The sequence below is a fragment of the Kribbella sp. CA-245084 genome (genome assembly GCF_050942355.1).
Taxonomy (GTDB): Bacteria; Actinomycetota; Actinomycetes; order Propionibacteriales; family Kribbellaceae; genus Kribbella.
The window spans coordinates 5,282,796-5,302,059 of the sequence record NZ_CP192053.1; the positions used below are offsets into that span (position 1 = coordinate 5,282,796).

The following is a 19,264-nucleotide window of genomic DNA, read 5'->3' on the forward strand; positions in this document are numbered from 1 at the left end:
GAGCCCGTTTTCGAGCCTGACCCCGGCCCGGTGAAAGACTTCCGGGCAGTCGACGGAGGGGAAGCATCGTGTCGGATGAATTGATCGGCCGGCTACGGGGAGCGGTCGCGGGACCTGTGCTGGGGCGCGGGGACGACGGCTTCGCGGAAGAGTTGTCGGGGTTCAACCTGGCGGTTACACACAGTCCTGATGTGGTGGTCGGCCTGACGTCCGAGGACGACGCCGTGGCCGTGGTCCGAGCAGCCGCAGAGACCGGTACGCCGGTCCGCGTGCTGGCGACCGTGCACGGCGTACCGAACCCGATCCAGGACGGGATCGTGGTGACGACCTCCCGGCTCAAGGGCGTGACGGTCGACCCGGACACCAAGATCGCGCACATCAACGCCGGTTCGGTGTGGGCCGACGTCATCAGCGTCGCCGCGCCGCACGGACTCGCGCCGATCGCGGGCGCTTCCGACGTGGTCGGCTGCATCGGCTACACGCTCGGCGGTGGACTCGGGCCGCTCGCCCGGACCTACGGCTTCTCGTCCGACTGGGCTCGCAGTTTCCGAGTGGTCACCGCGAGTGGGCCGGTGACGGCCAATGCCACCGAGAATGCAGACCTGTTCTGGGCGTTGCGCGGCGGCAAGGGCGGGTTCGGCATCGTCACGGCGATGGACTTCGAGCTCGCCGAGCTCAGCACTCTGTACGGCGGATCGGTGTTCTTCGACGCGGAGCACATCGCTCCCGTGCTGAGCACCTGGACCGAGTGGACCAAGACGTTGCCGGAGAGCGCGAACTCGTCGGTCGTGATCCTGCGCCTCCCGCCGCTGGAGTTCATCCCGGCCCCGCTACGTGGCAAGACCGTGCTCAGCGTGCGGTTCGCGTCCGTCGGTGATGTGGCCGAGGGCAAGCAACTGTTCCAGCCGATCCGCGACGCCGGTACGACGCTGATCGACGCGGTCGGCGAGATGCCCGCGAGCGACATTCCGCTGATCCACAACGACCCGAAGGCGCCGACGCCGTCATGGGATCGCGGCATGATGCTCAACGAGCTGGACGCCGACTTCGTCGCGGCGTTCCTCGGGGCGGCCGGTCCGGAGCAGCAGATCCCGTTGATCGCGGTCGAGATCCGGCACCTCGGCGGCGCCACCGAACGCGACGTGCCCGGCGGAAGCGCGGTCGGCGGCCGCGGCGGGGCGTGCACGATGACGCTGATCGGCGTACCGGACCCGAGCCTGTTCGAAAAGGTGCTGCCGGCAACGGTTGACGAGTTGCTGGCCCCGCTGCGGCCGTGGATCTCGGCGGCGAACACGCCGAACTTCGCCGGCGGGTTCACGGTGCCGGGATCGTTCGAGGCGTCGTGGCCCGCCGAGACGTTCGCGCGGCTGGCCGAGATCCGGGCCGCCTACGACCCGGACACGCTCTTCCCGTTCGGTCCGCGCCAGGAGAACTGAGGTTCGTAGCCGAGCAGACGCCGCGCCTTGTCGATCGAGAGTAGCGTCTCGTTCGGCCCGAACGGCCGCTTGACCTCCACGCCGGGGAACACCTCGGCGAGCAGCTCCTCGTTCGGCCGGGACATCACGGTGTCGGCGTTCGCGACGATGAAGACGTCGGTCCCGGTCACGCCGTACTCGAGCGCCTTGCGGACTGCCTGTGCCCCGTCGCGGGCGTCGATGTAGCCCCAGAGGTTCCACTTGCGAGCCTGGGCGTCGGCGTCGAACGACGGGAAGCGGGCGTAGTCCTCGGGGTACATCACGTTGGAGAAGCGCAGCCCGATCAGCTTGAGGTCCGGGTGCCACCGGCACAGCTGGCGGGCCAGCTCCTCCTCCAGCGTCTTGACCAGCGAGTAGGTGCTGTTCGGCCGCGGCGGGTAGTCCTCGTCCACCGGCACGTACGGCGGGAACTCGTCGAACGGCAGACCGAGCACGGTCTCGCTCGACGCCCACACGATGTTCCGGACGCCGGCCCGCAGCGCAGCGGAGAACACGTTGTACGTCGCGGTCATGTTGTTGTGGAACGTCGCCGCGTTCGGCCGCAGACCCGGGGCCGGGATCGCGGCCAGGTGCACGACCGCGTCGACGCCGTCGTGCCGGTCGTCGATCCCCGCGATCGCCTCGTACGTCTGGCCGAAATCGGTCAGATCCAGCCGTGTCGACGTCACGTCAGCGCGCGCCGGAGGAGCCTGGTCGAGGGCGACCACGTCCCAGCCGTTGTCCGCGAGGTGGTCGACCACGGCGCGGCCCAGCTTGCCGCTGCTTCCTGTCACCGCTACCCGTGCCATGTTCTTCATCGTTGCAGATTAGGATTTGCCTTGTGAAACTTGCTCAGCGGATGGGACGACTGGGGACCGAATCGGCCTTCGAGGTGCTCGCCAAGGCGAAGGCGCTGGAGGCGCAGGGTCGCGAGATCGTGCACCTCGAGATCGGCGAACCCGACTTCGACACCCCGGCGCATGTGATCGCCGCCGCCCAGCAAGCCCTGGACAAGGGCTTCACGCACTACGTGCCGGCGCCGGGGATCCCGGAGTTGCGGACCACGGTGACGGAGTTCCTCGAGCGCACCGGCCGGATGCAGACCTCGCCCGACCGGGTGCTGATCACGCCGGGTGCGAAGCCGATCATGTTCTTCACGATCCTCGCGCTGTGCGAGGAGGGCGACGAGGTCCTCTACCCCGACCCCGGCTTCCCGATGTACGCGTCGATCGCCTCGTTCGCCGGCGCGAAGCCGGTGCCGGTGCCGCTGCGGGAGGAGAACGGGTTCGTCATCGACCCCGACGAGCTCCGGTCGCTGGTCACCGACCGGACCAAGTTGCTGATCCTCAACTCCCCGCACAACCCCTGCGGCAGCGCCTCCACCCCGGAGCAGCTGCAGGCGATCGCGGAGATCGCGATCGAGCACGATCTCGTCGTACTCAGCGACGAGGTCTATTGGGCCTTGCGCTACGACGGCCAGCACCACAGCGTCCTCGATGTCGACGGCATGCGCGAGCGGACGATCCTGCTCGACGGCTGGTCGAAGACGTTCGCGATGACCGGCTGGCGGTTGGGCTTCGGTGTGTTCCCGGAGCCGCTGGTCGAGCCGGTGACGCGACTGATGATCAACTCGGTCTCGTGTACGTCGGCCTTCAGCCAGTACGCCGCGATCGCCGCGCTCGAGGGACCGTGGGACGACGTCGACCGGATGCTGGACGCGTTCCGCGAACGGCGCGAGGTGATCGTGTCCGGCCTGAACGCCGTACCGGGTGTGTCCTGCGTCGAGCCCGGCGGAGCGTTCTACGCGTTCCCGAACATTAGCGAGCTCGGCCTGTCGGCATCGGACCTGGCTGATCGCCTGCTCGACGAGGCGGGCGTCGCGTGTCTTCCGGGCACGTCATTCGGTGTGTACGGCGAGAACCACCTGCGCTTCTCGTACGCGAACTCGGTGGAGAACATCCGCCGAGCCCTCGACGCGTTCACGGAACTCGTCACAGCGCGTTGAGATAGTCAAAGCTCTCGCGCAGGGCGGTCATCACGTCGGTGTCGCAATGGTCCAGCTCGACGATGTGCCAGGCGACCGACGGGTTCGCGTCGAGGATCGCCGGGATGTCCAGGCGGCCCTGCCCGAGCGCGACCATCGCGTCCTCAGCCGTCTTCGCCGGCCCGTCCCGGAGGTGCAGGAACCGGACCCTGTCGCCGTACTCGCGCACGACCGCAGCCGGATCCGCGCCCGCCACCGCCGCCCAGTACACGTCGAGCTCCAGCAGCACGTCCGGGCTCAGCCGCTCCTGCAGTACGTCGTACGCGCGTCGCCCGTCGGCCAACCGGGAGAACTCCGACCAGTGGTTGTGGTACGCGATCTGCATCCCGTACGCCTTCGCGTTCGCGGCGCCCTCGTTCACCCGCTCGACCCCGCGCGCGATGCTGTCCTCGGTGGCGAGCTCCTCCGCTTCGAGGCTCCACGCGAGCACCGGCGTGCCGAGCTCGCTCTGCTCGTCGAGGATGCGCCGCGCATCCGGTCCGGCCGGGAACGGCGCGTGTGAACTGAACAGCTCGAGTCCGAGGTCGTCGAGCAGTTGCCGGACGACGGTCGGCGACAGCTCGTGCAGCCCGAACGCCTCGACTCCGGCGTACCCCATCTCCCTGAGCTGCCGAAGTACTCCGGGAAAGTCGTCCAGCGTGAAGACCGACCAGAGCTGTACTCCAATCGGACGCTTCATTCGGGCAGGGAGAAGGTCGTGGTCAGCTCCTGCGCTTGACCGGTGCGCGCGGCCTCATCGGCCTTCAGCATGATCTCCAGGACGTGCCGGGCGTGCTCGAGATTCAGCAGCGGCCGCGTCCCGGAGGCGACACAGTCCGCGAGGTGATCGACCAGAACTGCGCGGTGCAGCCCGACCAACCGCCGCATGGGCGCATCGCCGTCAGGCATGTCCGGAGCGATCCAGCCCCGGAGTCCGCCGACCGCGTCCAGCCGGAAGATCTCCAGCGGCGGTCCGTCGCCGCCGAAGGGTCGTCCGCTGAGGTTGATCGTCCCTTCCCGGCCGTAGATCTCCAGCTTCGGCCCGCGGGCGGCGTTCACGTTGAACGTCCCGTCGACGACCGCGAACGTCGACTCGCCGAAGTCGAGCAGCATCAGCACGTTGTCGTCCGCGGTGACGTCGATCGTCTTCCCCTCGAACGGCCCGCCGCGAACCGTGCGGGTCGGCTCGGTGATCCCCGCGAAGGCGACCACCCGACGAGCCGGCCCGAGGATCCCGGTGATCTCGTGGATGCCGTAGACGCCCATGTCGAACAACGGCCCGGAACCCTTTTGATAGAACCACGTCGGGTCCGCAGGCCACGCTCCGGAGGCCGGCCCGCCGTGCGACGACCGCACCCGCGCGAACGCAATCTTGCCGATGGCACCTTCCCGGACCAGCCGGCGAGCCTCGGCCCGATCCGGATAGAGCATGTTGAACGGCGCGCAGACCACCGTGAGGTCGCGTTCGGCGGCAAGCTCACAGATCCGGTCGGCGTCCTCCATGCTGGTCGCGAGCGGCTTCTCGGTCGCGAGATGCTTGCCCGCAGCAAGGATCTGTGCACAGGTCTCACCATGTACCGGAATCGGCGTCAGGTTGACCACCGCATCCAGCTCGACGCCGTCCAGCATCGCCTCCAGACTCGTGAACGCGTGCGGAATGTCGAACCTTCCGGCGACAGTCTTGGCCAGATCAGGGACGACGTCTGCGATCGCGACGACCTCGGCCTTGTGCCGGATCGAGTCCAGGTTGGGCAGCACTCCCCCGCCCCCGGTGGCGATCATCCCCGCACCGAGTACGCCGATCCGCAACGGGCTCATGCCACCGCCTCCCGTACGGACTCGTAGAAGGCAAGGCAGGCCGCCAAGTTGTGCCACGCATCGTCGACAGTTGCGACCGGCTCAGCCTCTCCGTTGATGACAGCGGCCCAGTGATCGAGATCCGCCGCCTGATCATGTCTGCCCGGAGGCGCGACCTCCACCCATCCACTGAAGGGCTCGACCTCCCCACTGACCAGAAGCCGCCCTTGAATGCCGTCCATCCGTACGGCGCCACCGCTGCCGACGAGCGTGTAGCTGGACTGGAACCCGCCGTCCGGTGCGGTCCACGTGTTCTCCAGCGTGGCCACCGCTCCCCCGGCGAACGTCGCCGTCGCCACCCCGTAGTCCTCGACCTCGAGCTCGGGATGAGCGTGCTTGGCCGTCTGCCCGCTGATCGCGACGACCTCCTCGCCGAGGAGCCAGCGCAGCAGGTCGATCTGGTAGATCGAGTGGTCGACCCACCCGCCGCCGACTGTCCGCGCCGGGTCGACGAACCATCCCGGCGTGCGGTCGTCCGGCCATTGCGCCGGCAGCCCGGCCCAGGTCGTCATCGCCGCGCTGGTGAGCTGACCGATCCGGCCGTCCTTCACCCATTGCCGGAGCCACTGCGCGTTCGGACCCAGCCGCTGCCGCGACTCGGCCGGCAAGAACGTCACTCCCGAGCCGCGGACGGCGTCCATCACGCGCGAAGCATCCTCCAACCGGAGCGCCAGCGGCTTGTTCGCGATGATGTGCTTCCCGGCCTTGGCCGCGGCGACGCACACCTCGTGATTGAGGTCAGGGCTGACGAAACTCATCACCGCGTCGATCCCCGGATCATCCACCAGCGTGCGCCAGTCCGCCTCGACGCGGCCCACGTCGTACCGCTGGCCGACGTACGCGGCGCGGACCGGATCGGCGTCCCAGACGCCGGCCAGGCTCAGCCCAGCTCGCGCCCGTGTTCCTTCCGCGAGTGGAAGCGCCGAGTACCAATGGTCCACACCCACCAGGGCGACCCGAAGTTCCGTCATCAATCCTCCGTTGCTACCCACGCGACCGCGTTCGCGATCACCTTGCGTACTTCGGACTGCCGGTACACCGGGTACTGCTGATCACCCGGACTGAAGTAGAAGATCCTGCCGTTCCCGCGACGGAAACAGCACCCGCTGCGGAAGACGGCCCCACCACTGTAGGAGCTGATGAACACGAGCTCATCCGGCTCCGGCAAGTCGCACGGCTCGGCGTACAACTCGTCCATGGGGATGACGATCGGCGACGGCACCCCTTCGGCGATCGGGTGCCCGCGCTTGACCGTGTAGACCTGCTGCTCGTTGTTCGGCGCCCAGTGATCGAGGGCGCAGCTGGTGCCGAGCAGCTTGAGGCTGACCTTCGAATAGAGGGCCGAGTGGAGCAGGACGAGTCCCATGCCCTGCTCCACTCGCGCGATGACCCGGTCGACCACCTCGTCGTCGACCTGGTCGTTCGCGATGTGCGACCACCAGACCAGTACGTCGGTCTGCCGGACGACGCCGGCCGGCAGACCTTGCCCGGGCTGGTCAAGGGTTGCGGTGCTGACGACGGCATCGGGACCAAGCCCGGTTCTGATGCCGTCGGCAACCACCTCGTGAATGCCTTCCGGGTAGACCCGTTGGACACTCTCGTCCTTGCCCTCGTGCACGTTCTCGTTCCACACAGTTACTCTCATGCGGCCGGCTTCAACCGCAGTACGACGATCTCAGCGCCCGGTGTGTACGGCGCAGCCGGCGCGTACGGATCCTCCGCGGTCGGCCAACCCGTCACCTTCGCGGACCTGTACATGGCCCAGTCAACGGAGTACACGAGCGGAATGATCGGCGTCTTCTCGACCATGACACCTTGCAGACCGTGCAACGCCGTCAGCCGAGCGTCATCGGTCCCGGCGGACTGGTAGTCGGTCAGCAACTTCTGCGTAGCCGGGTCGTTGAACCGCTCGACGTTGGTCGTGGCGTTCGAACCGACCGGCCCGGACTGGCTGTTGTCGAGCCAGCCTTGGTACGCGACGAACGGCGAAGCGCCGGTGTTCGACGACCCGAGCGTCAGGTCGTAATGCCCCTGCGCGACGCGCTGCGACCAGTCGTCACCCGAGACGCCCTTGACGGTCACCGAGATGCCGACCGTCTTGAGTTGCTGGGCGATGATCCCGGAGCTGTTCATCCAGTCCTTGTAGCCGGACGGAACGGTCAGCGTCAGCGAGATCGGCTTCCCGCCCTTCTCGTAGATGCCGGACTTGTTCAGCGTGAAGCCGGCGCCCTCGAGCAACTGCTTGGCCTTCGCCTTGTCCTCGACGATCTGCAGATCCTTGTACTTCGGGTCGAGGGCCGAGTCGTAGTTCGGCAGCAGTAGACCCGTGGGTGTCTTCACCGGCGGGTTGAACGTGTACTGGCCGAGATCGCAGATCTGCTGCCGATCGAGGGCGGCGCTGATCGCCTGCCGTACCGGTAGCTCGCTCAACGGCCAGACAGTGTTGTTCGGCACCAGCGAGACGACGCCGGTCGGCGGGTACCAGAAGTGGTTGTCCTTGTTCTTGTTGACGAACTCCTTGTTGCTGCCGGTCGTGAAGAAGTAGTCCGCCCAGTCCAGTTCGCCCGACAACAGCTGGATGCCGGCCGTCTCGAAGCTCAGGCCGTGATAGTTCAGCTGCTGGACCTCGGGCTTGCCCGGCTGCCAGAACTTGTCGTTCTTGGTCAGCACCAGCAGCTGCGGGTTGTACGACTTGTAGACGAACGGCCCGGTGCCGATCGGATTCGGATCCAGGAACTTGGTCGGATCCGGTACGGCGGACCACTCGTGCTTGGACACGATCGGGGTCAACCCGGCGATCGCATACAGCTGGGTGAACGCCGGCGTCTTGAACGTCATCACGACCGTCTTGTCGTCCGGGGCGGAGACCGTCTGGAAGTCGACGCCGTTCACGTTCAACGCGGCGTACTTCTTGATCAGCTCGAAGGTGAAGACCACGTCGGCACTGGTGAACGCCTGGCCGTCGGACCACTTGACTCCGTCGCGGAGCTTGAAGGTGAGCGTCTTGTCCCCGTCGGACCATGTCCACGCCGTCGACAGCCAAGGATAGGTGCCGCCCTCCTTGAGGATGTTGAACTGGACCAGCGGCTCGTAGATCATGTTCACCGCGCTGTAAGCGTTCAGCGCGCTGGTCGGCAAGAACGGGTTGAAGTTGGCGGCCGGACCGCCGCCGGTCCCGGTGATCTCCAGGGTCGGCAACGAACCCGCCTTGGCCGGCGGCGCCTCTTCAGTGCACGCGGCGGCGCCCAGTGCGAGGGCGACCCCGGTGACAAGGCAGGCGATCGTTCTCCTACGTCGAATCTTCATGTCAAGTGCTCCTTGCTGGCTGCTGAGGAGGTCTCGGCGCTTGCGCTGTACAGCCAGCACCTCGTCCAATGGCCGGGGCGCAGCTCGGTTGTGCCGGGCGCCTCGGTGCGGCAGATGTCCATCGCGTGCGGACATCGCGGATGAAAACGGCAACCCTCGGGCGGGTTGACCAGGCTCGGCGGCTCACCCGCGTCGAGCAGCTCCGGATCGCGGCCGGCGCGATCCGGATCGGGGGCGGACGCGAGCAACAACTGGGTGTAGGGATGTGCGGGACGCTGGACGAGCTCCTCCGACGGCCCGCCCTCGATCACCCGGCCGGCGTACATGACGAGCGTCGTCGTCGCGAAGTACCGGGCCGAGGCGATGTCATGGGTGATGTAGAGCATCGCCAGGCCGAGCGACTTCACCAGGCCGGCGAGCAGGTTGAGGATGCCGAGCCGGATCGACACGTCGAGCATCGAGACGGGTTCGTCGGCGAGCAGCACCTTCGGTTCGGCCGCCAGCGCGCGAGCGATCGCGATCCGCTGGAGCTGGCCGCCGGACAGTTCGTGCGGGTACTTCGCCAGGTACTGCTCGGCCGGCGTGAGGTTGACCTGTTCGAGCAGCTCGACCGCCGCGGCCCGGGTTGCGGCCCGGTTCTTCGCGAGACCGTGCACCTTCAGGGGACGGCGCAGGTGATACGCGATGGTGTGAACCGGGTTCAGCGAGCCGAACGGGTCCTGGAAGACCATCTGGACGCGACGGACATGCTCCCGGAACAGCCGGCCCCGTGTCGCCCGTACGGTCGCACCTCCGATCGAGATCGTCCCGTCGGTCAGCGGGTAGAGGCCGGCCAGCAGCCGAGCCACTGTCGACTTGCCGGAACCGGACTCGCCGACGAGGGCGGTGACCTCTCCGGAGCGCAGCGTCAGCGAGACATCGTCGACGGCGTGCACGACCTCACCGCGGCCGCGCAGCCGCTGCCGGATCCGATGCACCGGGAAGTGCTTGACCAGACCCTGGGCCTCCAGGGCCGGCGTTTCAGAGCTGACCGTCATCGTCACTCCTCGGTTGTGTCAGCAAGCAGGCGACCTGGTGACCCTCTGTTGTTGCCAACAGCAACGGCATGGTCGTGGTGCAGCTCGCGATCGCCTTGCTGCACCGAGGTTGGAAGGGACAGCCGGGAGCGATGAACCGCAGGTCCGGCGGCGTGCCGGGGATGCCGGTCAGGACCTTGCGCGGTCCGTGCAGATGCGGGAACGAATGCAGCAGCCCGTCGCTGTACGGATGCTGCGGTGACCGGTACAGCTCCGTTGCGGAGCCGGTCTCGATGACGCGACCGGCGTACATGATCGCGATCCGGTCCGCGACTTCGATCAGCAGCGACAGGTCGTGGGTGATGAAGACGACCGCGAACCCGAGCTGCTCGCGCAGGGCCATGATCTGGTTCAGGATCTGGCGTTGTACGACGACGTCCAGCGCCGTCGTCGGCTCGTCGAGGACCAGGACGTCAGGCTCGAGGACCAGCGCCATCGCGATCAGCGCGCGTTGACGCATGCCGCCGGACAGCTCGTGCGGGTACGCGTCGGCGCGATCGGCCGGCAGACCGACCATCGTCATGACCTCGACGACCCGTGCATCCCGTTGCTGGGTGCTCATCCCGGGGCGATGCGCGGTCAGCGAGTCAGCCATCTGTACCCTCAGCGTCAGCACCGGGTTGAGCGAGTTCATCGCGCTCTGGAAGACGATCGCCAACTCGGCCCATCGGAACGCGCGCAGTTCGTCCGGCGACATCCGCAGTACGTCGACCGGCTCCTCGCCGCGCGGCCAGTAGTGGATCGAGCCGGACACGACCTCACCCGGAGGACGCAGCAGCCGGGTGATCGCGTAGGCCAGCGTCGACTTGCCCGACCCCGACTCACCGGCAATGCCGAGCACCTCGCCGCGACGCAACACCAGGTCGACCCCGTCCACAGCTTTCACCGCGCCAGGCCCGTCGCCGTAGTTCACATGCAGGTCAACCACCTCGAGCACCACGCCAGCACGCGCTCCCCCCACCCCCAGGCCGCCCGCCTCTGTCCCTCCCACGGCCAGGCCGCCCGCCTCGCTCCCTGCCACCGCCAGGCCGCCCGCCTTCCCCCCGCCCGTCCGCGCGGCCCCACGTCCCCCCTTCTTTCTTTCCTTCCTTTTCTGCACCCGGAGCCGAGGGTTCACGAACTCATCTATGCCGAAGTTGATCAGCGCGAGCGCCATGCCGATCAGGGCGATGCACAGCCCCGGCGGAACGAACCACCACCACGCGCCGGACTGCAGCGCCTGGTTGTTCTGCGCCCAGTAGAGGATGCCGCCCCACGACCAGGTGGTGACGTCGGACAGCCCGAGGAACGCGAGACCCGCCTGGGTCAGGATCGCGAAAACGATCGTGAACAGGAAGCTCGAGGCAACGATCGCGAACTCGTTCGGCAGAATCTCGAACAGGATGATGCGGATCGGGCGCTCACCGGTCGCCCGCGCCGCTTCGATGAAGTCGCGCCGCCGGATCGACAACGTCTGGGCTCGCAGGATCCGTGCACCCCACGACCAGCCGGTCAGACTGATGACGACCGCCACGGTCAGCGAGCCGCGCGTCGGTAGGTAGCCGGCCAGCACCACGACGAGTGGTAGCGCCGGGATCACCAGGAACACGTTGGCGAGCGCGGAGAACAGTTCGTCGGTCAGCCCACCGACGTACCCGGCTGTCAGTCCGACGAGCAGCGAGAGGACAGTCGCGAGGACGGCCGCGGTCACGCCGACGAGCAAGGACACCCGGGTCCCGACCAGCACCTGGGCGAGGATGTCCTGGCCGGTCTGGGTAGTTCCGAACCAGTGCGCGCTCGACGGCGGCTGCAGAATGTCGTTCGACAGCGCCGACGGATCCTTCCGCCAGAACACCGGGCCGAATGCGCCGGCGAGGACGAACACACCGAACATGACAAGTCCGGTCATCGTCTTCGCCGATCGCAGGCCGGCGAACCGGGAGCGCGTGGACGCCTTCGGACTCGGCTGTGCGGCCGGCTCCGGCACCGCGTCGGCTATGGCCTCAGCAGACATCTACGCCTCCACCCGGGTCCGCGGATCCAGCCAGACGTAGACCAGATCGGCCAGGAAGTTCGCCAGCAGGACGACGAACGTGATGATCAGGAAGATCCCTTGCATCAGCGGGAAGTCCTCGTTGATCACTGCCTGGTACAGGTTGTTCCCGATGCCCGGATAGCCGAAGACGATCTCGGTCAGTACGGCGCCGCCGACGACGAAGCCGAGCGACATCGTGAACGTCGCCACCGACGGCAGGATCGCATTCCGGGCCGCGTAGTTGAGCATCACCCTTCGCGGGGACAGCCCCTTCGCCTCGGCCAGTACGACGTAGTCGTCCGACATCGTCGTCACCATCATGTTCCGCATCGGGATCAGCCAGCCGGCGATCGAGGCGATCACAATCGTCAGCCCGGGCAGGATCGCGTGCTTGAAGGCGCTCGACAGGAACGCCCACGAGAAGTCCACCGACAGCCAGGACGAGTACCCGCCCGAGAGCGGGAACAGCCGCAGCTCGCCGCTCAGGACGAACAGCACGATCAGCCCGAACCAGAAGTACGGGATCGACGAGAAGAACGTGGTGACCGGCAACAGGTGATCCCACCGCGAACCGCGCTTCCAGCCGGCGATGATCCCCAGCAGCGTCCCGATGACGAAGCTGACCACCGTCGCGATACCGACCAGGACGATCGTCCACCACAGGCTGTCCATGATCACCGTAGAGACCGGCGTCGGGAAGAACGTGAACGACAGTCCGAAGTCGCCCTTGCTCAGATCCGCCAGATAGGTCCGGTACTGCGACCACATCGACTCGTCGTTCAGCCCGAACATCGCGGTCAGCGCCTCGGTGGCGCGCGGGTCCAGCCGGCCGCGGAAGCGGGACAGCAGCGCCTGCGCCGGATCCCCCGGCATCAACCGGGGAATCAGGAAGTTCAGCGTGAGCGCCGCCCAGGCCGTGATGAGGTAAAAGGCGAAGCGCCGAGCCAGATAACGCATTCGGTCCTCCCTGATAGCAACCGTTCATCGCTATGTTCGGTAGCTTAACAAACTCCCAGAACGTTGTCGATGGCCCGTAGTTCGGATTCGCCGGGCCGCCAACCGACAGCGTCGACGTTGGCGCGCAGCTGCGCCGGCGTACTCGCTCCGGCGATCACCGAGCCCACGCTGGGCTGCGCCGCCAGCCAGCCGATCGCCAACTCCAGCAGGGTGCGGCCGTTCGCTTCGCACCACTTCGTCAGGCGGTCGACCTGGTCGAGGCGCTCCTCGGTGACGAGGTGACTTCGATCCGCGATCCGCGATCCATCGGGCAACGGCTCACCACGGCGTACCTTGCCTGTCAGCATGCCTTCGGCGAGCGGGTAGTAGGGCAGGACGCCGACGCCGTAGTGCTCGGCGGCGGGCACGAGTTCGCACTCGACGTCGCGGACGAGCAGCGACCAGTTGTTCTGTGCGGAGATGAACGGCGTGAGCCCGTTCTCGCGGGCGAGATGATCCGCCTGCGCGAGCTCCCAGCCGGCGTAGTTCGAATGGCCGAGATAGCGGACCTTGCCCTCGACAACAAGTTCGTGCAGCGCCGCCAGCGTCTCGACGATCGGCGTGGCACGATCGGGCATGTGGATCTGGTACAAATCGATGTAGTCGGTGCGCAACCGGCGCAGGGATCCCTCCACCGCGCGCCGGATGTAGGCCCGCCCACCCTTGGCGCCGGCCGCGGGCCCGAATCCCAGGTCGACCCCGGGATGACCGAACTTCGTCGCCAGCACGACCTGGTCCCGCCGGCCCGCGAGCACCTCCCCCAGCACGCGCTCGGAGCCGCCGTCCGGACCGTAGATATCGGCGGTGTCGAACAGGGTGACGCCGAGGTCGATCGCGGTGTCCACGACCGACCGGCTGGCGTCGACGTCCATCCGGCCGCCGAAGTTCAGGCAGCCGAGGCCGACCACGGAGACGAGCTGGCCCGATCGTCCGAGCGCGCGGTACTCCATGTCAGTAGGGGTAGTGCGCCGGGCCGCCCGCAACGGTCAGCCAACGACGTTCGGTGAACTCGTCGAGGTTGGAGTCACCACCGGCACGCCCGCCGAGACCCGAATGCCCGGTCCCGCCGAACGGCGCCAGCGCTTCGTCCTGTGGTGTCGCATCGTTGATGTGCACCATCCCCGCGGACAGCTTGCGTGCGATCGCGAGGCCACGGCTCAGGTCCGCGCTGAGCACGGAGTCGACCAGCCCATAGCTGGTGTCGTTGGCGACTTCGAGCGCTTCCGCATCATCGTCGACGACCAGCACCGGCGCGATCGGCGCGAAGATCTCCTCGGTCCACAGCCGCATCCGGGGCGTCACGTCGACGACCACAGTCGGCTGGAAGTACGGCGCCGTACCGGATCCCCCGGTCACGATCCGCGCCCCTTCGGCGACGGCTTCGACCAGCAGTTCGTGCGCCCTGGTCCGTTGTCTCGCATTGATCATCGGACCGAGCCCGACCGACGGGTCAAGCGGATCCCCGACCGTGATCGCCTCCGCGCGAGCGGACAGGCCGGCGACGTACCCGTCGGCGATGTCGCGTTGGACGATGTGGCGGCCGGCGGTGATGCAGGTCTGTCCCTGGTAGTGGAAGCTCGACCAGGCTCCGATCATCGTCGCCTGCTCCAGGTCCGCGTCGTCGAGCACGATGAGCGCATTGTTGCCGCCGAGCTCCAGCGACACCTTCTTCAGCAGGCTCCCCGCGGTGGCAGCGATCTCGCGGCCGACCTTGGTCGAGCCGGTGAAGTGGATCATCGAGATGCCCGGGTGCTCGACCAATCGGCGACCGACCTTCTCCTCCCCCGGTACGACGTTCAGGATCCCCGCCGGAGCGCCCGCCCCAGCGAACAGGTCCGCGATCGCGAGCCCGCCACTGATCGGCGTCTCCGGCGACGGCTTGAGTACGACGGCGTTGCCGAGGGCGAGCGCCGGTGCGATCACCCGCATACCCAGTACCAGCGGGAAGTTCCACGGGGTGATGACGCCGACGAGTCCGACGGGGATCCGTTCCGACAATGAGAGTCGGCCGGCGTGGTTCGAGGCGAGCACCTCACCTACTGGGCGGGATGCCAGGCTTGCGGCCTCCATCAATTCGCTGCCCGCAGCGGAGATCTCGTAGTCCGCTTTCCCTGCAATACAACCTGTTTCACGGATCAGGAGCTCACGGAAGTCCGACGCACGGTCGGCGAGCACGGCTGCCACGGAGCGCAGTACGTCCGCGCGTTCGGCGTACGTCCGCTGTGCCCAGTCGTGCTGCGCGACAGTTGCTGCCTCGACCGCGTCGTCCACGTCGGACGGATCGGCGAGTCCGGCGGTCGCGAACACCTCACCCGATGCCTTGTCCCGGACGTCGATCCCGGCCTTGCCGGCCGGTTGCCGGAACTCCCCGTCGACGAACACACTCTGCTGCCACTGCTGGTCCTGGATCGTCACGTGCGTCTCCGTATCAGTGGTCGTTGCCGGGGGCAATCGATCGGACCAGCGCGGCCGCCTTGGCGATACCGTCGTCGTCCGGGAAGAGCGGATCGCCCTGCTCGATGCACAGGTCGCCGGTATAGCCGATCTCCACCACGCTGGCGACGAAGTCCTTCCAGAAGTCGACGCCGTGCCCGAAGCCGAGCGTGCGATGCACCCAGGTCTTGTCGGCCCAGGCCTGGCCGGCCACCGGGTTCAGTACGCCGGCCCGGTCCAGGTTCTGCGGCTTGAGCTGGCTGTCGTTCAGATGAACGCGATGCACTGCGGGGCCGAGGTACCGCACGGCGGCCGGGATGTCGATCTGTTGCCAGAACAGGTGACTCGGATCGACCAGCGCACCGACGGCCGGACCGACTGCGTCCCGTAGCCGCATCAGCGTGCGCGGATTGAAGACGACGCTGCCCGGATACAGCTCGAGCGCAACGCGTACGTCGTGATCGAAGGCGAAGGTCGCAGCCCGTTCCCAATACGGCAGGACCCGCTCCGACCACTGCCAATCGAGGATCTTCGCGAAGTCGTCGAGCGCCAGCATCGAGATCCAGTTGGGGTAACGCGCCTCCTCGGAGTCGCCCGGGCACCCGGCGAACTCCGTCACCGTGGGTACGCCGAGCAACGCGGCCAGCTCGACCGTCTTGTTGAACCGGTCCTGCTGACGCAGGGCCCGTCCGGCATCGGGATGCAACGGGTTGCCGTAGCAACCGAAGGCGCTGATCTCGAGACCGGCCGCCTCGACCCGGTTGAGCAGCTCCTTGCGCTGCCGCCCGTCGGCGAGCAGATCATCCAGCCGGTACTCGAAGGCGACGAACTCGCCGAACGTCCCGACCTCGAGGCACTGTACGTCCTGCTGGGAAAGGAAGGTGAGCGCATCGTCCAGCGCCCAACCGCGCAGACACTCCAGGAACACTCCGGTCTTCATCACAAGCCTCCTGGGCTTCAGTGTTCGGTAGATTAACAAACTCAGGCTGCCGCAGCAACAGCTTGTTCTTGCGTTAATATGGATAGGCTTTGCGTGATCACGTTCGATGTCAGGAGCCTGTTGTGAACCCAGCGCCGACGCCCCCGAGCCGACTGGACCTGCCGGAGAGTTCGCGCGGGGTGCTCCGGAGGCTGGCAACGCACGGGCCGGCGACCCGGCCGCAGCTCGCCAGGGTCCTCGGGCTCTCCCGGCCCACGATGTCGGCGGTCATGCCTGAGCTGATGAACCTCGAGCTGGTCAGCAGCGGAGGCTCCTCGCGCGGTGCCACCGGTCGCAGCGCCGTGCTGTACTCGCTGGCCGCAGGCGCCGGTCACGTTCTCGGTGTCGAGGTCGGCGCGACCCGTGCGCGCGTCGTCGCCCACTCGCTGGACGGCGAGCAGATCGCCGCACGGGAGGAGCGCATCTCGGCCCGCCGACGTACCATCACCGACGCTGCGGTCTCCACCACGATGGAGCTCTGCGAGAAGGTGCTGGCCGAGGTCGGCGACGGTCACGGTCCGCTGCGCGACGTCGTGATCGCCGCACCGACCAAGCCGAGCACGAAGCCGACCTCCGTCAGCACGAGCGGTCTGCAGCCCGACGGTGTCGAGCAACTCGCCGCCGCGTTTCCGGTGCCGGACGACGTACCCGTCATCGTGGAGAACAACGTCAACTGCGCCGCCATCGCCGAGCACCGCCTCGGCGCCGCGCAGAACCAGGACACCTTCGTCTATCTGCAGGTCGGCGTGAAGATCGGTCTCGGCATCGTGGTCGACGGCAAGCTGATGCACGGTGCGCACGGCGCCTCCGGCGAGGTCGCGATGATGCCGTTCCCCTGGTCGCCCGGCGAGGAGCCGACCCGCGCCGGCCTCGAGGAGTACCTCGGGTCCGAGGCGCTGATGGCCCGCTGCGCCGAGGTGTGGACCAGCGGCAACGGGCCCGTGCCGAAGGACGCGGAGGCCCTGTTCCAGGCCGCGGCGCGCGGCCAGTCGACCGCACGGCGGCTCGTCGATCAGCACGCCACCGATATCGGTCGCCTGGCCGTAGGCGTGATGAGCGTCCTGGACCCCGGCCTCGTCGTACTCGGTGGCGGCGTGGGTCAGAACCAGTTGCTCCTTCCCGGCGTACGGCGGGCAACGACCGCGCTGGCCTGGGACACCGAGATCACCGTCGGCGCCCTCGGCGAGCACGCCACGGTCCTCGGCGCTGTACACATCGCCATCACGCGGGCGCTGGACCGCCTTACCTGACTTGGTCATGGCAGTGCCCGCTCTCCGGCGCCGGGACGTCGAGCGTGGGGTTGCGATCGAAGAACCCTGACGGCCGCAGGGTGAATCCGCAGCGTTCGACCGGCATGACCGGCCAGTCCTCTGTGCGCGGGAAGTGCGTGGGCCCGAACGTGTGCCAAACGACGATGTCTTCGCCGTCGATGGCGCGGTCGGCCGCGATATAGCTGGGGAGTCCGGCGCCACCCGGATGCTGGTTGACGTAGTCACCCGCCGGATACCGCTCATCCGGGTCGTACTGCGTGACCCAGAGATGCTTGGTGGCGAACGCGGCTCGCCGGTGCAGCGTCGATGATTCAGCGGCGAGGAGCGGTGGCGCCGGCTGCGGATGCAGTGTGTACGCGGTCGGCCGTCCGAGCCGGTTGTTCTGCTCGGTGTTGACGATGCTCCAGACCCGGCCGCGTTCGGTGCTTGCCAGGCGGGTCGCGTCGGTCTCCTTCGACAGCCGGGTGATCGTTCGGGTCAGCGCATTGCCGTACGGATTGTCCGGCCCGATCGGCTGTCCTTGGACGTCGATCTCGTCGACCGCGTTCGTCGTCCCGTCCACCATCATGTCCAGCCGTACGCCGAACAGGTGTTGATGTGCCGGGGCGCCGAGCCCGGGTGCGACCTCCGCGCCGTACCGATAGTCCTGCGGGTAGCTGGAGGTCCAGATCACGCCGGTCAGCTTGATCTCCAGCTCGATCGTGCCGTCCAGGTACAGGTACCAGTAGTAGCCGTAGTCGTAGTTGCCGACCGTGGTGAAGAACGAGATCACCAGCCGACGCTGACGCCGCGTCTGGGACGATCCGTTGAAGATGTCGGTGTGCTTCCACAGGATGCCGACGTCCTCCTCGTGGATGCAGACGGCATTGCGGATCGTCTTCGGCCGGCCGTTGTCATCAGCAACGATCGCGTCCAGGTAGGAGATCTCCCCCAGGCAGTCGCAGCCGAGTTCGAGCGAGTTGGCGAACTTGCCGATCAGGTACTCGCCGTTGTCGAAGTACGTCTGGAAATAGCGCGCCGGTCCGGGATCGCCGTACGGGACGACCATCTCAGGGACCGAGGCGCGGTAGATCACCGGTCGGCCGTCGACACCGAGCTGGTGCAGGGTGAGGCCTTCACGGGCGTCGAAGCCGATGCGGAGCGACCAGTTCTGCCACTCCAGCAGGTGGCCGTCCAGGGTGAAGCTCGGCCCGTCCGGCTGGGTGATCTCGATCGGCTTCAGCGTGGTCCGCGGCTCGACGGCGGAGTAGTCACCGGACTCCGCCGGGATCGGCAGGTCGGCCTCGTCGATCAGCTGGTACACGCGCCCTTCGACCAGATCGACGTACGCCGCCAAGCCGTCGATCGGATGCGCCCATGCGAGATCCGACTCGTGCTCCTGGACGAACGCGAGCACGCGGACGATCCGGCGACCTTCCTCGCCGGCGTGCCCGTACCAGCCGGCCGTCAGCGGGCACACCCGGACCGTCGACGGATCTGTCACGCCACGACGCAGTACTGCCTTCTGCCACTCAGGGTCCGCGTGCACGATCTCGTCGACCCGGGCGAAGTCCTCGTCGAGAATCGGCAACTGCCCGTCCCGCGCAGGGTCGAGCGTCCGTTGCCGGATCACCTCACCGCGGCTGATCGACACCACCACATCAGCGAGCTCGCCGGTGGCGACATCGATCAAGTACGCCCGGATCCGGCGCTCGGTCGACGTACCGTCCAGGACCTCGCGCTTGGGTGGCTCTTCCAGGCCGACGTACGCGAACCGGGTGCTCGGCTTCAACAGGCCGGCATCGTCCAGTACGGCGCGTGCTGCTGTGTACTCGTCGGCCGAAACCGGGTCGAGCGGGTGACTGCTCGCCATCAC

Annotated in this window: 16 protein-coding genes; 3 read left to right on the top strand and 13 right to left on the bottom strand. The window is 67.4% G+C overall.

Annotation, left to right across the window (positions count from 1 at the left end):
• Nucleotides 1-68 precede the first annotated feature (68 nt).
• On the top strand, nt 69-1,436 hold the full coding sequence (locus ACQPYH_RS25230; protein ID WP_432875994.1) for an FAD-binding oxidoreductase: 1,368 nt from the start codon (nt 69-71) through the stop codon (nt 1,434-1,436).
• Here ACQPYH_RS25230 and ACQPYH_RS25235 read toward each other — a convergent pair.
• Nucleotides 1,388-2,272 (bottom strand): NAD-dependent epimerase/dehydratase family protein, encoded by an 885-nt coding sequence (locus tag ACQPYH_RS25235; protein WP_432875997.1) that lies wholly within the window; start codon nt 2,270-2,272, stop codon nt 1,388-1,390. The genes ACQPYH_RS25230 and ACQPYH_RS25235 overlap by 49 nt on opposite strands.
• 23 nt (nt 2,273-2,295) lie before the next feature.
• Here ACQPYH_RS25235 and ACQPYH_RS25240 point away from each other — a divergent pair, with 23 nt between their 5' ends.
• Complete coding sequence (locus ACQPYH_RS25240; protein WP_432876000.1) at nt 2,296-3,459, top strand: pyridoxal phosphate-dependent aminotransferase; 1,164 nt, start codon at nt 2,296-2,298, stop codon at nt 3,457-3,459.
• Here the strand turns inward: ACQPYH_RS25240 and ACQPYH_RS25245 are convergent.
• The 11 genes from ACQPYH_RS25245 to ACQPYH_RS25295 are packed head-to-tail and all read right to left on the bottom strand — an operon-like array spanning nt 3,446 to nt 16,099.
• Entirely contained in the window at nt 3,446-4,177 is a 732-nt protein-coding gene (locus tag ACQPYH_RS25245; RefSeq protein WP_432876003.1) for a sugar phosphate isomerase/epimerase family protein, read from the bottom strand. The two genes, ACQPYH_RS25240 and ACQPYH_RS25245, sit on opposite strands and share 14 nt — an antisense overlap.
• Nucleotides 4,174-5,295 carry a Gfo/Idh/MocA family protein gene (locus ACQPYH_RS25250; protein WP_432876005.1) on the bottom strand — a complete coding sequence of 374 codons (1,122 nt, stop codon included), beginning with the start codon at nt 5,293-5,295 and terminating at the stop codon, nt 4,174-4,176. Before ACQPYH_RS25250 ends, ACQPYH_RS25245 begins: the two co-directional genes overlap by 4 nt.
• Nucleotides 5,292-6,305 carry a Gfo/Idh/MocA family protein gene (locus ACQPYH_RS25255; protein WP_432876007.1) on the bottom strand — a complete coding sequence of 338 codons (1,014 nt, stop codon included), beginning with the start codon at nt 6,303-6,305 and terminating at the stop codon, nt 5,292-5,294. Before ACQPYH_RS25255 ends, ACQPYH_RS25250 begins: the two co-directional genes overlap by 4 nt.
• Entirely contained in the window at nt 6,305-6,979 is a 675-nt protein-coding gene (locus ACQPYH_RS25260) for a ThuA domain-containing protein (RefSeq protein WP_432876010.1), read from the bottom strand. The genes ACQPYH_RS25255 and ACQPYH_RS25260 overlap by 1 nt, the downstream gene beginning before the upstream one ends.
• A complete protein-coding gene (locus ACQPYH_RS25265; RefSeq protein ID WP_432876013.1) occupies nt 6,976-8,640 on the bottom strand; it encodes an ABC transporter substrate-binding protein in 1,665 nt (554 codons plus the stop codon). Before ACQPYH_RS25265 ends, ACQPYH_RS25260 begins: the two co-directional genes overlap by 4 nt.
• Entirely contained in the window at nt 8,637-9,677 is a 1,041-nt protein-coding gene (locus ACQPYH_RS25270) for an ABC transporter ATP-binding protein (RefSeq protein ID WP_432876016.1), read from the bottom strand. The genes ACQPYH_RS25265 and ACQPYH_RS25270 overlap by 4 nt, the downstream gene beginning before the upstream one ends.
• Nucleotides 9,661-11,709 carry a dipeptide/oligopeptide/nickel ABC transporter permease/ATP-binding protein gene (locus ACQPYH_RS25275; protein ID WP_432876019.1) on the bottom strand — a complete coding sequence of 683 codons (2,049 nt, stop codon included), beginning with the start codon at nt 11,707-11,709 and terminating at the stop codon, nt 9,661-9,663. The genes ACQPYH_RS25270 and ACQPYH_RS25275 overlap by 17 nt, the downstream gene beginning before the upstream one ends.
• Entirely contained in the window at nt 11,710-12,687 is a 978-nt protein-coding gene (locus ACQPYH_RS25280) for an ABC transporter permease (protein ID WP_130447444.1), read from the bottom strand.
• Nucleotides 12,688-12,731: 44 nt separating this feature from the next.
• A complete protein-coding gene (locus ACQPYH_RS25285; RefSeq protein ID WP_432876023.1) occupies nt 12,732-13,676 on the bottom strand; it encodes an aldo/keto reductase in 945 nt (314 codons plus the stop codon).
• Nucleotide 13,677: 1 nt separating this feature from the next.
• Nucleotides 13,678-15,141, bottom strand: coding sequence for an aldehyde dehydrogenase family protein (locus ACQPYH_RS25290; protein WP_432876026.1), 1,464 nt, complete (start codon nt 15,139-15,141; stop codon nt 13,678-13,680).
• A gap of 13 nt (nt 15,142-15,154) precedes the next feature.
• On the bottom strand, nt 15,155-16,099 hold the full coding sequence (locus ACQPYH_RS25295) for a sugar phosphate isomerase/epimerase family protein (protein WP_432876029.1): 945 nt from the start codon (nt 16,097-16,099) through the stop codon (nt 15,155-15,157).
• A 122-nt stretch (nt 16,100-16,221) separates the two neighbouring features.
• Here ACQPYH_RS25295 and ACQPYH_RS25300 point away from each other — a divergent pair, with 122 nt between their 5' ends.
• Nucleotides 16,222-17,388 (top strand): ROK family protein, encoded by a 1,167-nt coding sequence (locus tag ACQPYH_RS25300; protein ID WP_432876032.1) that lies wholly within the window; start codon nt 16,222-16,224, stop codon nt 17,386-17,388.
• Here ACQPYH_RS25300 and ACQPYH_RS25305 read toward each other — a convergent pair.
• Entirely contained in the window at nt 17,381-19,261 is a 1,881-nt protein-coding gene (locus ACQPYH_RS25305; RefSeq protein ID WP_432876035.1) for a primary-amine oxidase, read from the bottom strand. The two genes, ACQPYH_RS25300 and ACQPYH_RS25305, sit on opposite strands and share 8 nt — an antisense overlap.
• Nucleotides 19,262-19,264 lie beyond the last annotated feature (3 nt).

Coding starts and splice junctions, on each gene's coding strand:
- ACQPYH_RS25255 (WP_432876007.1), bottom strand. CDS start 6,305: ATGACGGAACTTCGGGTCGCCCTGGTGGGTGTGGACCATTGGTACTCG.
- ACQPYH_RS25295 (WP_432876029.1), bottom strand. CDS start 16,099: ATGAAGACCGGAGTGTTCCTGGAGTGTCTGCGCGGTTGGGCGCTGGAC.
- ACQPYH_RS25235 (WP_432875997.1), bottom strand. CDS start 2,272: ATGAAGAACATGGCACGGGTAGCGGTGACAGGAAGCAGCGGCAAGCTG.
- ACQPYH_RS25260 (WP_432876010.1), bottom strand. CDS start 6,979: ATGAGAGTAACTGTGTGGAACGAGAACGTGCACGAGGGCAAGGACGAG.
- ACQPYH_RS25285 (WP_432876023.1), bottom strand. CDS start 13,676: ATGGAGTACCGCGCGCTCGGACGATCGGGCCAGCTCGTCTCCGTGGTC.
- ACQPYH_RS25270 (WP_432876016.1), bottom strand. CDS start 9,677: ATGACGGTCAGCTCTGAAACGCCGGCCCTGGAGGCCCAGGGTCTGGTC.
- ACQPYH_RS25305 (WP_432876035.1), bottom strand. CDS start 19,261: ATGGCGAGCAGTCACCCGCTCGACCCGGTTTCGGCCGACGAGTACACA.
- ACQPYH_RS25280 (WP_130447444.1), bottom strand. CDS start 12,687: ATGCGTTATCTGGCTCGGCGCTTCGCCTTTTACCTCATCACGGCCTGG.
- ACQPYH_RS25265 (WP_432876013.1), bottom strand. CDS start 8,640: ATGAAGATTCGACGTAGGAGAACGATCGCCTGCCTTGTCACCGGGGTC.
- ACQPYH_RS25245 (WP_432876003.1), bottom strand. CDS start 4,177: ATGAAGCGTCCGATTGGAGTACAGCTCTGGTCGGTCTTCACGCTGGAC.
- ACQPYH_RS25250 (WP_432876005.1), bottom strand. CDS start 5,295: ATGAGCCCGTTGCGGATCGGCGTACTCGGTGCGGGGATGATCGCCACC.
- ACQPYH_RS25275 (WP_432876019.1), bottom strand. CDS start 11,709: ATGTCTGCTGAGGCCATAGCCGACGCGGTGCCGGAGCCGGCCGCACAG.